The following is a 14,018-nucleotide window of genomic DNA, read 5'->3' as shown; positions in this document are numbered from 1 at the left end:
CGGGAATAGGGAATGGGTAGAGCGTGGAGAGCTGATCGGTGACGGTCCAATGGGAGGGAGCCAGGTTTCGACTCCCCATTCCCCATTCTCGATTCCCGATTCACATGTCGTACTTGGTCAGTTCCAGGCCCAGGGCCTTGTACTGTTTCCAGCGTTCGCGCAGCGGTTCGCGGGCGGCGGGGTCGGCGGGCACCACTTCCAGGACGCGGTCGCAGGCGCCCAGGTAGGGATCGTCGCGCAGGTTGATCACCAGCGGGCGCGAGGGGGCGGAGAACTCAGGAGCGGCGATCAGCACCGGCGCCAGTTCGTCCTCGTCGTCGGTGCCGGCGATCTGGTGCGGCACATAGGCCTCGTCGTCGAACGCCCACAGCAGGTCGTCCAGCGCCTCGGCCTGTTCCGCATCGCGCGCCAGGATCAGCGTGGACAGGTTGGCGTCGTTGGCCTTGCGCGCCAGCTCGCAGACCAGCCGCAGCGGTTCGTTGAGGAAGCGCGGCTTGGCGATCAGGTAGAAGTCGGCACGGGGCATGGTCAGGTCACGAAGCAATGGGGAAAACGACGTCGGCAATGAGGGTGCCGAGCATGAACAGCAGGCCGGACGCCAGGATCGCCAGCACGAACCCGCCGATGGCGCGCAGGCGTCGGCCGGCAGGCCGCGCGCGATACAGGTAGATGGGGATGAACACCAGCCAGGCCAGCACCATCCCGATGTTGATCCACATCGGGCGGCGGAAGCCTTGCCGGCGGCTGTCGGCCGCCAGCCACACGAAGATCAGGACCAGCAATACCGCAAACCGGACCAGGTCGCTGGCAGGGCCGGTCCATCCGGGTAATGCGCTGGTGGCCCCGTCCGCCAGCACGAAGCCGGCGATCAGGGCCAATGCAGCGCGAGGCGACATCAGGCGGCGCGGTCGAGCAGCCACTGGGTCAGCAGGCCGACCGGGCGACCGGTGGCCATGCCGCGCTTGCCTTCATCGCTGGCCACGCCGGCGATGTCCAGGTGCGCCCAGCGCTGGTTTTCGGTGAAGCGCGACAGGAAGCAGCCGGCGGTGATCGCGCCGCCCCAGCGGCCGCCGATGTTGTAGACGTCGGCAAAGGTGGAATCCAGCAGGCCCTGGTACTCGTCCCACAGCGGCAGGCGCCAGGCGCGGTCGAACACGTGCTCGCCGGCGGCCAGCAGTTCGTTGGCCAGGTCGTCGTGCTTGCTCATCAGGCCGGCGGTCTGGTGGCCCAGGGCCACCATGCAGGCGCCGGTCAGCGTGGCCACGTCCACCAGCGCTTCGGGGTTGAAACGCTCGGCGTAGGTCAGCGCATCGCACAGGATCAGGCGGCCTTCGGCGTCGGTATTGCCGACCTCGATGGTCTTGCCGGACATGCTGGTGATCACGTCCGAGGGGCGGTAGGCATTGCCGTCGATGGCATTCTCGACCGCCGGCACCACCACCACCAGGTTGATCGGCAGCTCGGCCTTGACCGTGGCCACGAAGGTACCGATGACGTTGGCGCCACCGCACATGTCGTACTTCATTTCCTCGATGCCGCCCTGCGTCTTGAGGTTGACGCCGCCGGTGTCGAAGGTGATGCCCTTGCCGACCAGCACGTAGGGGCGCGCGTCGCCGCCGCCGTTCCACTTCAGCACGATCAGGCGCGGGCGGTTGGCCGAGCCACGCGCCACCGACAGCAGCGAGCCCATGCCCAGCGCGTCCATCTGCGTCTCGTCCAGGATCTCGGCCTCGGCACCGGGGAACTTGCCGGCGAAGGCTGCGGCGGTGTCGGCCAGGTAGGCCGGGGTGCAGTAGTTCGGCGGCAGGTTGCCCAGCTCGCGGGCGAACTCCACACCTTCGGCGGTGGCGATGCCCACTGCCAGTGCACGGGCGTCGTCGCCGGCGATCGCCAGCGTGGTCAGGCCGGTCTCGTCGACCTTCTTCTTGCCCAGCGTGGCGGTGTAACGGTAGGCGGCATGGTCGCTGACCACCACGGCCTGGCGGATGTTCCAGGCGGCGTCGCGGGCCTTGATGGAAAGCTCGGTCAAGGTCAGCAGGGCAGTGCCCACCGCGCCGGTCTTGAGCGCGCGGGTCGCATCGCCGATCGCCTTGAGGTAGGGCGCCACGCCGAACTTGCCGCCATCGCCCAGCCCCACCACCAGCACGCGCGGGGCGGTGACCCCGGGCAGGTCGTGCAGCAGGGTGGTGGAGCCGGTCTTGGCAACCACATCGCCGCGTGCCACCAAGGCCGTCAAACGGCCCTGGCTGGCGCTGTCCAGCGCCTGGGCAGCGGGCGAAAGGGTCTTGTCGGCGAACACGCCAACCACGATGCAGTCGACGGCAGCGCTTGCTGGCGCGTCTTGGTTCAGGGTGAATTGCAGGGCCATTGATCAGATTCCGTAGGCAAATCCGTACAATCGCGGGCTGTTTACGCCAACCTGACTAGGCTGGCGGCGCCGCGAACGAATCCGAGAGTTTAAGACAAGCCCACCCTATGCCGAAGCTCGATCGATATCTGCTTAGCGATTTCACCCAGAGCTTCCTGGCCACCTTGATCGTGCTGCTGGTCGTCAGCGTCGGCGGCGTGCTGGTGGATATCCTCGGCAATATCGCCGACGGCCGCATCCCCGCTCGCTTGCTGCTGTCGCAGGTAGGCCTGCAATTCGTCGCCTACCTGCCGATCATCCTGCCGCTGGCGCTGATGCTGGGCCTGTTATTGGCCCTGGCCAGGCTGTACCGCGATTCAGAAATGGCGGTGATCACCGCCATTGGCGTCGGCCCCAGGCGCATGTTGCGGCCGATGCTGATGCTGGTGGTGCCGGTGGTGGTGATCATCGGGCTGTGCTCGCTGTGGCTGGGCCCGTGGGCCAGCCGCACTGCCGAGACCATGCTGGAAGACGCCAACCGCAGCGTGCTGATGGCCGGGCTGGAGTCGGGCAAGTTCACCCCGCTGTCCGGCGGCGGCGTGGTCTACCTGACCACCATCTCGGCCGATGGCAAGAACCTGGGCAAGGTCTTCATGCAACGGCAGAAGGACGACCGCCTGGACGTGGTCACTGCCGAACGCGGCGCGATGTTCTTCGAAGGCAAGACCGACCGTTACCTGCGCCTGGAGGACGGCTACCGCATCGAGGGCCCGGCCGCCGGCGACGCCCTGGACTACCGTTTGATGAAGTTCGCCAGCAACGACGTGGCCTTGCCCGACCGCACCCGCACCCACGACGCCAACGACCCGGAAGTGATGTGGACCACGCAGCTGCTGTCCGATGAGCGCCCGGCGGCGCGTGCGCAGCTGCACGAGCGGTTGGCGCCGCCGCTGCTGGCGCTGGCCTTCGCCCTGCTGACCCTGCCGCTGTCGCGCAGCGCGCCTCGGCAACAGCGTTATGGCCGGATCATGCTCGCCTTCCTGGCCTACATGGTGGGCACCAATTTGATGATTGTCGGCACCCAGTGGATTGCCAACGGCAAGACCCCGGCTGCGCTGGGCTTGTGGTGGCTGACGCTGCCGCTGCTGGCGGTGGCGGTCTGGGCGTATGCGCGCGATGGCCGCGTGCGCCGGCCGAGGACGCGCGCATGAGGCTGACCCCGCGGGTCCATGATTGGTATGTCGGTCGCGTGGTGCTGTTCACCGTGCTGCTGACCTGGGCGGTGCTGTTGGGCCTGGATCTGGTCAATGCGTTTGCCAGCGAGGCCAAGAATATCGGCCAGGGCAGCTATAGCTTCGGTCACGCCGTGGCCTATGTGGCCTACACGGTGCCGCGCCGGGCCTACACCTTGTTCCCCACCGCCGCGGTCATCGGTGCGTTGATGGGTCTGGGTCAGCTGGCGGCCACCTCCGAGCTGACCGCCTTGCGCGCGCTGGGCGTCTCGCGCAAGCGCATGTCCGCCTCGGTGGTCGCTGCGATGGCCTTGCTGACCGGCAGCATGGTGATCAGTGGCGAGACCGTGGGGCCGTGGGCGCAGAACCAGGCCGATACGCTCAAGGCCAGCGCGCGCTACAACAACGATATGGCATCGTCGCGCTATTCCGGCCTGTGGGCGCGCGAAGGCGACACCTTCCTCAATGCGCTCAGCGGCGAGGAAAAGCTGCTCGATGGCGGTGGTACCGCGTTGGATCTGCACGACGTGCGCCTGTACCACCTGGATGCCAACGGCCGCATGCAGCAACTGACCTACGCATCGGTGGCCGAACACCGGGATGGTCGCTGGACACTGCGACAGGTACGCCGCGACACCTTCCAGGAACGCTCGGTGCAGCGCGAAACCTTCCCCGAGTTGCCATGGCAGTCTCAATTGAGCCCGGCAGCGCTGGCGGCGGGGTTGGCCAAGCCACGCAATCTCTCTGCACACGAGCTTGAGCAGAGCATCGAGTACCGCCGACGCAACGGGCTGGATGCGCGCGACTACGAAGACCAGTACTGGAGCCGCTGGTTCTATCCGCTCAATGTGCTGGCGCTGTGCATGGCGGCCATTCCGTTCTCGTTCGGTTCGCTGCGCAGCGGCGGCCTGGGCAAGCGCTTGTTCCTGGGCATCCTGTTCGCGCTGGGGTTCTGGCTGTTGCAGCTGTTCTTCGGCCGCATGGCCGGCGCGCTCAAGCTCGATTACCGCATCGCCTACGCACTGCCGCCGATGGTGATGCTGGGCGTCTCGGCGTGGTTGTTCCGGCGGCGCAGTAGTTGATGCGCAAGCGGCGCCTCAGTGCGTTTGGGATCGTGCTGTGTGTGCTGTACCTGATACCTACAGCGCTCTGCCTGTGGATCGCTCAGGAGGCAGGCAGCGACGACAAGGGGCGGTTTGTGATGCTGCAAATGCCCCTTACCCCGCAGCTTGCGCTGCTGGACGCGATTGGCGCAGATTCCTGGCTACGCGGGCTGTCCTGGTTGACGAGTTACCTGGTCTTGGTGCCACCCTTTTTGGTGGTGTTGTATCTGTTGGGAAGCCTGGTGCAGGCATGGATCGAGCGCCCGTCCCCGTTCTCTCGCTAGATGACGCTGGCCAAGCCAGCAAGCGGCGCGCCCGTTTGAGAACGCCACCATGCATGCGATGCGCGTGTCATTTGCGGTCTGCTTGCAGATCGCTTGAACGTCTGGTGATCTTACGGGTCAGCGACCTGACTTGAGTGGGCGCTGCAGCCGTGTCCCGCTTGCACGGTCATGCCAGGTCAGCCGCTCGCGGTCCACCCATGCCCACCAGAATCCGGCGCCGGCCAGGGCCAGCGACAGCGTGCCCACCGCATAACGCGTCCAGGCCTGTCGCCAGGTGGGGCGTGGCTCCTGCAGGTGCAGTCGCCACGGGCGCATGCCCAGGGTCTGCCCACCGCGCCGCCAACTGACCGTGGCGTAGATGCCGGCCACCACCCAGCAGCACAGCCACAGCAGCCACTGCCAGGCGCTGAAGGGAGCGATGTTCTGGCGTGCGGGGTGTCCGGCCAGGGTAAATCCCAGCGTGAAGCAGGTGGACACCAGCATCCAGAGCGCCAGCGCTGGCCAGAAGTCGTAACACAGGGCGAGGATCCGCCAGCCCAGCAGGGCAGGTGAGCGTGCAGCGCGGGGAGCAGGAATCGACGTCATGCCAGGAGCATAGCCGGCACCCAGGCGATGGCAACGCCGCGTTGCGGTAGTGCGCGGCAGGTGTTGCTGTGGTGTGCCTGAGCGGTGGCGAGCCAGCCTGTCGGTGCATTGCCGGGGGCACGCTTCGCCTCGCGCATGCCGCCGGTCACGTTCTATCCTGTGGCGATGTCTGCCAGCAGCCCCACCGAACGTCGCCAACTTGCCCGGCAACTGCCGCCCTTGCAGGCGGCCGATGCGGTGGCCATCGAGCGTTTCCTGGACCGTTTCTGGGCCGAAAACGGCGTGGCGCGACAGACGCTGGAGAGCTACCGGCGCGATCTGGAGGGGCTGGCGCGCTGGCGCGATGGTGCGGGCGGCGGCCTGTTGGGGATGCAGCGTCCGGCCTTGTTCGACTACCTGCGCTGGCGCACCGAGGCGCGCTATTGCCCGCGCAGCAATGCCCGGCTGTTGTCCACCTTGCGCGCCTTCTATGGGCTGTTGCTGCGCGATGGCGTGCGCAGCGACGATCCCACCGCCTTGCTGGACCCTCCGCGCCTGCCACGCTCGCTGCCCAAGGCGCTGACCGAAACCCAGATCGATGCCTTGCTGGCGGCACCTGATGTGCAGACGCCGCTGGGGCTGCGCGACCGCGCCATGCTTGAATTGATGTATGCGGCCGGCCTGCGCGTGAGTGAGCTGGTCAATTTGCCTGCGGTGGGGGTCAACCTGCGGCAGGGCGTCCTGCGCGTCACCGGCAAGGGCAGCAAGGAACGTCTGGTGCCACTGGGCGAGGAGTCCCAGCACTGGCTGGAGCGCTATCTGCGCGAGGCGCGCCCGCTGCTTGCCGGCAACAAGGCGGTGCCTGCGGCGGATGGGCAGGTGCCATTGTTCATCGACGCGGTGCGCCAGCCGCCCAGCCGCCAGCAGTTCTGGGCGCTGGTCAAACGCTACGCGGCGCTGGCCGGCATCGACCCGGCCACGGTCAGCCCGCATGGCCTTCGGCACAGCTTCGCCACCCACCTGCTCAATCACGGCGCCGACCTGCGCGCGCTGCAGATGCTGCTGGGCCACAGTTCGCTTTCGACCACTCAGATCTACACGCTGGTGGCGCGTCAGCACCTGCAGACGCTGCACGCCCGGCATCATCCGCGCGGCTAATGGGGCGGGCGAGGGAATTCTTGTCGTGCAAGATCATGTCCGGGTGAGTCACGCGTAGCCGCCTGTCGGCGACGTGGTATGGCGCGCAGCGTTGATTGAGCGGAGGCGTCCCGGCCTTGAGCGTGCGGGCATCTGATTGGTGGACGTCGCCATCTGCAAGCCACTCTGGCTATCGGCGTTCCCACGCCAGGTCTATGCGGTACTGGGGCGCAACGTTCTGATAGTGCTTGAGGAGGCTCGTGCTGCGGCGCCATCTCGGCCCATGACTGCGTGCCCTTCAAGTGTCATGAACCTGTCCCTCGGGGAGCGAACAAACTGTCGCGGCCGCTGCCAGGCTTCATCCGCCCTGTGCGAGAATCCAGTCACCCCGATTCCACTGGATGCGTGAATGTATCGTCTTGCTATTGCCGCGCTGCTGGGCGCGCTCAGCCTTACCGCCTGCGCACAATCGTCGCAGCCTGCGGCAAGCAACGCCGGCGCCAAGCCAGCCGCCGCTGCCGCTCCCGCCGCGACCGGCAATGTGGATCAGCGCGTCGGCGCTGCCCTCAAGGCATTGGATCCTGACTTCAAGCCGGATTACATCGGCGCCGCGCCGTTCCCCGGGTTCCGCGAGGTGGTGGTTGGCGGGCAGGTGCTGTACGTCAGCGACGACGGCCGCTACCTGATCCAGGCGCAGCCGTTCGACATCCAGAACAAGCAGTTCGCGGCCAGCCCGGGCCTGCTGGCCTACCGTCGCAAGCAGCTGGAGACGGTGCCCAAGGCCGATCGCATCGTGTTCGCGCCGGCCAACCCGAAGTACACCGTGACCGTCTTCACCGATGTGGAATGCGGCTACTGCCGCAAGCTGCATAGCGAGATCGGCGAGCTCAACAAGCAGGGGATCGCGGTCGAATATCTGGCGTTTCCGCGCATGGGCTTGGGCAGCCAGGACCACAAGGAAATGATCGCGGTATGGTGCGCCGCCGACCGCAAGCAGGCGCTGACGGCGGCCAAGACCGGCCAGCCGGTGGCGTCCAAGGACTGCAAGAACCCGGTGTCAATGGAGTACACGCTGGGTCAGCGCCTGGGCGTCAACGGTACCCCGGCGATCTTTGCGCCCGACGGCACCCAGCTCGGCGGCTACCTGCCGCCGGCGCAGCTGCGTGAGGCGCTGGAAAAGCGCGCCGTCACCACGGCGGGCGGCAGCCGCTGATCCACGTCGACGCGGGCGTGTGACGCCGCGTCGGCGCTGGCCCTCGCGGGCTGGACGCTCGTCAGAGGGCCGGGATGCGTCTGCATTCCGGCCTTTTGCGTTCCGGGGTGGCGTGGCTGGCTGGATCGAGCGGTCGGGTGGCGTCCGGCCGCCGATTCGGGCACGCGGTGGTGTGGATCGGCTGCGTCCGGCGCGCAGATGTCGCCACCGCCAGATGTCGCGCCTGCGCCAGTCGCAGGGCCACGATGGCGGTGCGGATGAAGACACAGCTGGAGCAGGGCAGGGCGCAGCCAACCGGCGCGTGAGCCAGATGGCCAGTCGCCAACGCGTTAGCCAGGCAGCCAATCGCCAGGTCGCTGCGCTCGTCCGTGTACCTGTCACGATGGCCGCGCCGAATGAAACGTGGGTTGGTGGCTGTCGGCCTGATTCGCTGGCCGATTGCCTTCCGCCGCATGCTCGACCGACGCCGACCCATCGGCTCCGTTACAATCTGCAGCCCCGTTTCTGACACGGTTCCCCGGACATGATGGTCCTCGAGGGCGCTTCCGCCCTTTCGCCGTTCCGCCGCGCTCGGCTCGAAACCCGCCTGCAAACCCTCGTTCCCGCGCTGCGCATCACCGGCGCCTGGCACGTCTACTTCATTCGCGCCGAGGCCGGGCAATCGCCCGATCAGGCCACCTTGCAGCGGATCCTGCAGGCCGCTGCAGACCCGGCGCCGCGCGCAGAGGACGCTTCTTCGCGCTATGTCGTGCCGCGCCTGGGCACGTTGTCGCCGTGGTCGAGCAAGGCCACCGAACTGGTGCGCGGGGCCGGGCAGCTGATCCAGCGCGTAGAGCGTGGCACCCGCATCGATCTGGCTGGCTGGCCGGAGGACCCTGCCGTGCAGGCCGCGGTGGCCAAGCTGCTGCATGACCCAATGACGCAGTCGCTGCTGGGCTCGACCGCCGCGGCCGAAGCCCTGTTCAACGTGCCCGACCCGGGCCAGCTGCAGCGCGTGCCGCTGGATGCGCTGGAACAGGCCAACCGCGACCTGGGACTGGCGCTGGCGCAGGACGAGATCGACTACCTGCGCGAACGCTTCGCCGCCCTGGGCCGCGACCCGGCCGATGTCGAGCTGATGATGTTCGCGCAGGCCAACTCCGAGCACTGTCGGCACAAGATCTTCAACGCCAGCTGGACCATCGACGGCAAGCCGCAGGAACGCTCGCTGTTCCGGATGATCAAGCACACCCACCAGCAGACCCCGCAGCACACCTTGTCGGCCTACAGCGACAACGCGGCGGTGGTGGAAGGCGTGCCGGCCGCGCGTTACCGCCCGGACCCGGCCAGCGGCGAGTACCGCAGCGAAGCGGTGCTGCCGTCGGCATTTGCGATCAAGGTGGAAACGCATAACCACCCGACCGCGATCGCGCCGTTTCCCGGCGCGGCCACCGGCGCCGGCGGCGAGATCCGCGACGAAGGCGCCACCGGTCGCGGCGGCAAGCCCAAGGCCGGCCTGACCGGGTTTTCGGTCTCGCACCTGCGCATTCCCACCCTGCCGCAGCCGTGGGAAGCGCCGCGCGCGCTGAACCCGCGCATGGCCCCGGCGCTGGACATCATGCTGGACGGTCCGCTGGGCGGTGCCGCGTTCAACAACGAATTCGGCCGGCCGAACCTGCTGGGGTATTTCCGCAGCTTCGAGCTGGCCGAAGGTCCGGGCCTGACCCGTGCCTACGACAAGCCGATCATGCTGGCCGGCGGCCTGGGCGCGATCGATCGCAACCAAGTGGAGAAGCTGCGCCTGCAGCCGGGCGATGCGGTGATCGTGCTGGGCGGCCCGGCGATGCTGATCGGCCTGGGGGGCGGTGCGGCCAGCTCGGTGGCCGCCGGCGACAGTGCCGAGGCGCTGGATTTTGCCAGCGTGCAGCGCGAAAACCCGGAGATGGAGCGCCGCTGCCAGGAGGTCATCGACCGCTGCGTGGCGCTGGGTACCGACAACCCGATCCGCTGGTTCCACGACGTGGGCGCGGGCGGCCTGTCCAACGCCATCCCCGAGCTGCTGCACGATTCAGGGGTGGGCGGCATCATCGACCTGGGTCGCGTGCTCAGCGACGACCCCTCGCTGTCGCCGCTGGAACTGTGGTGCAACGAATCGCAGGAGCGCTACGTGCTCGGTGTGCCGCAGGCACGCCTGGACGAATTCGCCGCCATCTGCGCCCGCGAGCGCTGCCCGTTCGCCGCTGTCGGCGTGGCTACGGCCGAAGAGCGGCTGGTGGTTGGTTACGGCGTCTTCGACGCCGGGAATCGGGAATCGGGAATCGGGAATGGTAACGGCGCGCTGGCGGTTGCCGAAGCCGCTCCTCCCCATTCCCCATTCCCCACTCCCGATTCCCGGCTCCCGATCGATTTGCCGATGGATGTCCTGTTCGGCAAGGCGCCGAAGATGCATCGCGATGCGGTACATCCGCCGGCACCGCAGTGGCCGGTGTTGCAGACTGCGGGGCTGGATCTGCACGAGGCCGGGTTGCGCGTGCTGGCGCATCCCACCGTGGCGTCCAAGAGCTTTCTGGTCACCATCGGCGACCGCAGCGTGGGCGGGTTGACTGCACGCGAACAGATGATCGGTCCGTGGCAGCTGCCGCTGGCCGATTGCGCCATCACCCTGGCCGGGTTCGAGACCTTCGAAGGCGAGGCGATGTCGATCGGCGAGCGCGCCCCGCTGGCGCTGTTGAATGCTGCCGCCTCGGCGCGCATGGCCGTCGGCGAGGCGATCACCAACCTGTGCGCGGCACCGGTGCAGACCCTGGCCAGCATCAAGCTCTCGGCCAACTGGATGGCCGCCGCCGGTCATGCCGGCGAAGATGCACTGCTGTACGACGCGGTGCGCGCAGTCGGCATGGAACTGTGCCCGGCGCTGGAGCTGAGCATCCCGGTGGGCAAGGATTCGCTGTCGATGCAGGCGCAGTGGGTTGCCGGGAATGGGGAATCGGGGATTGGGAATGGCGAAACGCCGCAGCCCTCCGCTTCCACCATTCCGCATTCCTCATTCCCCATTCCCGGAGAAATGCTGAAAAGCGTTTCTCCAGTCTCGCTGATCATCAGTGCCTTTGCGCCGGTGAGCGATGTCCGCACCCAGCTGACGCCGTTGCTGCGCAACGATGAAGAAAGCGAGCTGTGGTTGATCGGGCTTGGTGGCGGCAAGCAGCGTCTGGGTGGCTCGGTGCTGGCGCAGGTGTACGCCGACGCTTCGGCGTTGCCGGCGTTCGGCGGTGACGTGCCGGATCTGGATGATGCGCAGCGGCTGCGCAGCTTCTTCGAGCTGATCCGCGATGCACGCGAAGGCGGGCTGCTGCTGGCGTATCACGACCGCAGCGATGGCGGTGCGTTTGCGGCGCTGTGCGAGATGGCGTTTGCCTCGCGCCAGGGCCTGGATATTACGCTGGATGCGTGGGGCGACGATGCGTTCCGCAGCCTGTTCAACGAAGAACTCGGTGCGGTGGTGCAGATCGCCAGCGAAGATCGCGCCGCGTTTGCCGATCTGGTCGAGCGGCATGCACTGACCGAATGCGCGCAGCGCATCGCGCGTCCCACCGGCGCGCCGCGCGTGCGGGTGAGCGGGCAGGGACGCGTGCTGGCGGAATGGCGTTGGGAAGAATTGTTCGATGCCTGGTGGTCGGTGACCCACGCCATGCAGAAGCTGCGCGACAACCCGGACAGTGCCGACGAAGAGCGCGCGCTGGCGCGCGATTTCCAGGCGCCCGGCCTGCGTCCCAAGTTGGTGTTCGATCCGTCCGAGGATGTGGCAGCGCCGTTCGTGGCGACCGGCGCGCGGCCCAAGGTGGCGATCCTGCGCGAGCAGGGCGTCAACGGGCAGATCGAGATGGCCTACAACTTCGAACGCGCAGGCTTCAGCGCATTCGACGTGCACATGAGCGACCTGATCGAAGGGCGCGTGGATCTGGCGCAATTTTCCGGCTTCGCCGCCTGTGGCGGTTTCAGCTACGGCGATGTGCTGGGCGCCGGCCGCGGCTGGGCCACCTCGATCCTGGAGCGTGCGGCATTACGCGATGCATTCGCCGCGTTCTTCGCACGTAGCGATACGTTCGCGCTGGGTGTGTGCAACGGCTGCCAGATGCTCAGTCAGCTCAAGGACATCATTCCCGGTGCCGAGCACTGGCCGCGCTTCCTGCGCAACCGCAGCGAACAGTTCGAGGCGCGTACCGCGCTGCTGGAAGTGGTGGAGTCGCCGTCGATCTTCCTGCGCGGCATGGCCGGTTCGCGGATCCCGGTGGCGGTGGCGCATGGCGAAGGCCGTGCGGAGTTCGAGACCGCCGTGGACCAGGCGGCTGCACGGGTGGCCTTGCGCTTCATCGATGGCGATGGCGTGGCGGCGTCGCGCTACCCGCTCAACCCGAACGGCTCGCCGGACGGCATCACCGGCCTGACCAGTACCGATGGCCGCGCCACCATCCTGATGCCGCATCCCGAGCGCACCCCGCGCACGGTGAACCTGAGTTGGCATCCGGCGGAATGGGGTGAGGAGTCGCCCTGGCTGCGGATGTTCCGCAACGCGCGCGTCTGGTGCGGTTGAGCTGGATGCGTAGGGGCCGCATGCGCTGAGTGCGCCATGCGGGGGTCTTGCTGGCGGCCGTGTGCAGCGATGCACACGGCCGTTTGCGTTTGGTGCATGGCATGCACGTTGCGGTGAGTGCGAAGCGCGTCATGGCATGCCAGGACACGGCGTGCGCTGGAAGGCTGGGGGCATGCCGCGAGGTGTCGCATGCAGCGGGTTTTACACAGGCCTCAACGCGCGGCCGCCGTCTCCGGCGCGAGTGAGCGTTCGGTACCGTGTGCCTTGCGTTGCACGCTTTTCCAAACGCTTGGCTGGGCTCATCCACGCAACACCCGCCGTGCGGCCCTGGCCACCGCTGCAGATTAGTCGGGGATGCATGACGGGCTGCAGGGCGTTCGCCTGCAGTGCCGACGATCAGGTCCTGCCTGCGAGGACGTTGCATCGCACGGGGCGCCGGAATCCTCGCTCACGCATCGTTGCAGCGCTGCCGCCGAAGAAAGGGCGCAGCTGTGAACAGCTGGGTGGAAACAACTGCGACCGAAGCTTGCGTGGTTTGCATGGCTTGCGTGCGACTGATCGGCACCGCCCGGGGGGCTAGCAGGACGTTGCGGCAGGGGGCATCTGGGTGATGCGGTGAACCTGGCGCAGCTCGATCGCGTTGGCGCCATCGCTGCCCGTGCCGGCCACCGCGCCGGCCGGCCGGTAGCGGCATCGTCGATGCCGGCGCAGCGGCGACGCGGGCGTTACGCCGCTGCGCCGCCAGCGATCTCAGCTGCCGCCTGGACACCGTGGCCTTGCGCAGCAACGTGCCCGAACGCGGGGTGTCCAATGTCGCCGGCGACGCGCTGATCTTCAGTTTCGACGCCGCGGCCGGTGCGGTGCCGAGCTTCATCAGCTTTGGCGGAGGCGGCCAGTCGTCGCTGGATGTGGGCCCGGGGCGCGAGCCCAGCGCCACCGACAACGATCGTGCGTCCACCCGCGTAGGCACCAGCCAGACGGTGCGCTTCACCGCCCCGCGTGCCGGCCCCCTGCATCGTCAAACGGCTGGGGCCGCGCTTCAGCGGGGTGAGCGTGATGGCGCGTCAATGATCCGCCACCGCGCGCGGAGATCGGCGCAACGCCGGTTCTTTGGCGCATGTCGCACCCCACGGATCGGGGAATCGCGCAGGCGAGACGAGGTCGGAGCCTGACCGCTCGTTGACCTGCGGTTTTGCGCAACCAGGCCTGCTGGCGTCATGCCGGCGGGCTTTTTTTGTCCCTGACAGTCGCGGCCATTCAGTCTGGAAATGTCTCTAAGGACATGATCTAGGTCTCTGTTTTCCAAAGAATTATCAAAAAAATAATAAAAGCAAGCAGAAGTGTGACAAAAAGCACACTTATCTTCGCTTTCTGTCAAAAACTTGACGCCCGATTTGGCGACTGTTAACACTCTGCGCAGTTCTATGGTTGGGTAGCGTTCACTTTTTGACTATCCAGGGTGCAGGCGCAAGCCGTCCATCGCCGCAAGGCCCATAGCGCGCCCAACCACGGGGAATCGCGTGGCCGAAAGGCCTTCCGAGGGTGGGCGCTCGCCAACAACCAGTCCC

General features: G+C 67.2%; 10 protein-coding genes and 1 pseudogene. 7 read left to right on the top strand and 4 right to left on the bottom strand.

Going from position 1 to position 14,018, the window contains the following annotated elements; all coding sequences use genetic code 11:
* Positions 1-100: 100 nt before the first annotated feature.
* From A7D17_RS21320 to A7D17_RS21310, 3 genes are read right to left on the bottom strand one after another with little or no spacing between them, the layout of a single operon-like run.
* Entirely contained in the window at positions 101-526 is a 426-nt protein-coding gene (locus A7D17_RS21320; protein WP_064510942.1) for a DNA polymerase III subunit chi, read from the bottom strand.
* A 7-nt stretch (positions 527-533) separates the two neighbouring features.
* Positions 534-896, bottom strand: coding sequence for a hypothetical protein (locus A7D17_RS21315; protein WP_064510941.1), 363 nt, complete (start codon positions 894-896; stop codon positions 534-536).
* Positions 896-2,368 (bottom strand): leucyl aminopeptidase, encoded by a 1,473-nt coding sequence (locus A7D17_RS21310; protein ID WP_064510940.1) that lies wholly within the window; start codon positions 2,366-2,368, stop codon positions 896-898. Before A7D17_RS21310 ends, A7D17_RS21315 begins: the two co-directional genes overlap by 1 nt.
* A gap of 107 nt (positions 2,369-2,475) precedes the next feature.
* Between A7D17_RS21310 and lptF the strand changes: the two genes are divergently transcribed.
* From lptF to A7D17_RS21295, 3 genes are read left to right on the top strand one after another with little or no spacing between them, the layout of a single operon-like run.
* Complete coding sequence (lptF, locus tag A7D17_RS21305) at positions 2,476-3,558, top strand: LPS export ABC transporter permease LptF (protein ID WP_064510939.1); 1,083 nt, start codon at positions 2,476-2,478, stop codon at positions 3,556-3,558.
* Complete coding sequence (gene lptG, locus A7D17_RS21300) at positions 3,555-4,661, top strand: LPS export ABC transporter permease LptG (RefSeq protein ID WP_064511007.1); 1,107 nt, start codon at positions 3,555-3,557, stop codon at positions 4,659-4,661. Before lptF ends, lptG begins: the two co-directional genes overlap by 4 nt.
* Positions 4,661-4,966, top strand: coding sequence for a hypothetical protein (locus tag A7D17_RS21295; RefSeq protein ID WP_064510938.1), 306 nt, complete (start codon positions 4,661-4,663; stop codon positions 4,964-4,966). Before lptG ends, A7D17_RS21295 begins: the two co-directional genes overlap by 1 nt.
* Positions 4,967-5,083: 117 nt before the next feature.
* Here A7D17_RS21295 and A7D17_RS21290 read toward each other — a convergent pair whose 3' ends face one another.
* Complete coding sequence (locus A7D17_RS21290) at positions 5,084-5,551, bottom strand: RDD family protein (RefSeq protein WP_064510937.1); 468 nt, start codon at positions 5,549-5,551, stop codon at positions 5,084-5,086.
* 165 nt (positions 5,552-5,716) lie between these two features.
* Here A7D17_RS21290 and xerD point away from each other — a divergent pair, with 165 nt between their 5' ends.
* The 4 genes and pseudogenes from xerD to A7D17_RS21270 form a co-directional block, all read left to right on the top strand.
* Positions 5,717-6,688, top strand: coding sequence for a site-specific tyrosine recombinase XerD (gene xerD / locus A7D17_RS21285; RefSeq protein WP_064511006.1), 972 nt, complete (start codon positions 5,717-5,719; stop codon positions 6,686-6,688).
* A 388-nt stretch (positions 6,689-7,076) separates the two neighbouring features.
* A complete protein-coding gene (locus tag A7D17_RS21280) occupies positions 7,077-7,880 on the top strand; it encodes a DsbC family protein (protein ID WP_064510936.1) in 804 nt (267 codons plus the stop codon).
* A gap of 523 nt (positions 7,881-8,403) precedes the next feature.
* Positions 8,404-12,450: a phosphoribosylformylglycinamidine synthase gene (purL, locus tag A7D17_RS21275; RefSeq protein WP_064510935.1), complete on the top strand. Its 4,047-nt coding sequence runs from the start codon at positions 8,404-8,406 to the stop codon at positions 12,448-12,450.
* Positions 12,451-13,115: 665 nt separating this feature from the next.
* Positions 13,116-13,521, top strand: a pseudogene (locus A7D17_RS21270) (protease); the annotation flags it as partial.
* Between the last annotated feature and the right edge of the window lie 497 nt (positions 13,522-14,018).

The sequence above is a fragment of the Xanthomonas floridensis genome (genome assembly GCF_001642575.1).
GTDB lineage: Bacteria > Pseudomonadota > Gammaproteobacteria > Xanthomonadales > Xanthomonadaceae > Xanthomonas > Xanthomonas floridensis.
The sequence above is the reverse complement of the archived record's forward strand: the minus strand, read 5'-3'. Positions and strand labels throughout refer to the sequence as shown.

What these genes read in the sequence shown, in the direction of transcription:
- A7D17_RS21280 (WP_064510936.1), top strand. Translation starts at nt 7,077, where the DNA reads ATGTATCGTCTTGCTATTGCCGCGCTGCTGGGCGCGCTCAGCCTTACC.
- purL (WP_064510935.1), top strand. Translation starts at nt 8,404, where the DNA reads ATGATGGTCCTCGAGGGCGCTTCCGCCCTTTCGCCGTTCCGCCGCGCT.
- A7D17_RS21295 (WP_064510938.1), top strand. Translation starts at nt 4,661, where the DNA reads ATGCGCAAGCGGCGCCTCAGTGCGTTTGGGATCGTGCTGTGTGTGCTG.
- A7D17_RS21310 (WP_064510940.1), bottom strand. Translation starts at nt 2,368, where the DNA reads ATGGCCCTGCAATTCACCCTGAACCAAGACGCGCCAGCAAGCGCTGCC.
- lptG (WP_064511007.1), top strand. Translation starts at nt 3,555, where the DNA reads ATGAGGCTGACCCCGCGGGTCCATGATTGGTATGTCGGTCGCGTGGTG.
- xerD (WP_064511006.1), top strand. Translation starts at nt 5,717, where the DNA reads ATGTCTGCCAGCAGCCCCACCGAACGTCGCCAACTTGCCCGGCAACTG.
- A7D17_RS21320 (WP_064510942.1), bottom strand. Translation starts at nt 526, where the DNA reads ATGCCCCGTGCCGACTTCTACCTGATCGCCAAGCCGCGCTTCCTCAAC.
- lptF (WP_064510939.1), top strand. Translation starts at nt 2,476, where the DNA reads ATGCCGAAGCTCGATCGATATCTGCTTAGCGATTTCACCCAGAGCTTC.
- A7D17_RS21315 (WP_064510941.1), bottom strand. Translation starts at nt 896, where the DNA reads ATGTCGCCTCGCGCTGCATTGGCCCTGATCGCCGGCTTCGTGCTGGCG.
- A7D17_RS21290 (WP_064510937.1), bottom strand. Translation starts at nt 5,551, where the DNA reads ATGACGTCGATTCCTGCTCCCCGCGCTGCACGCTCACCTGCCCTGCTG.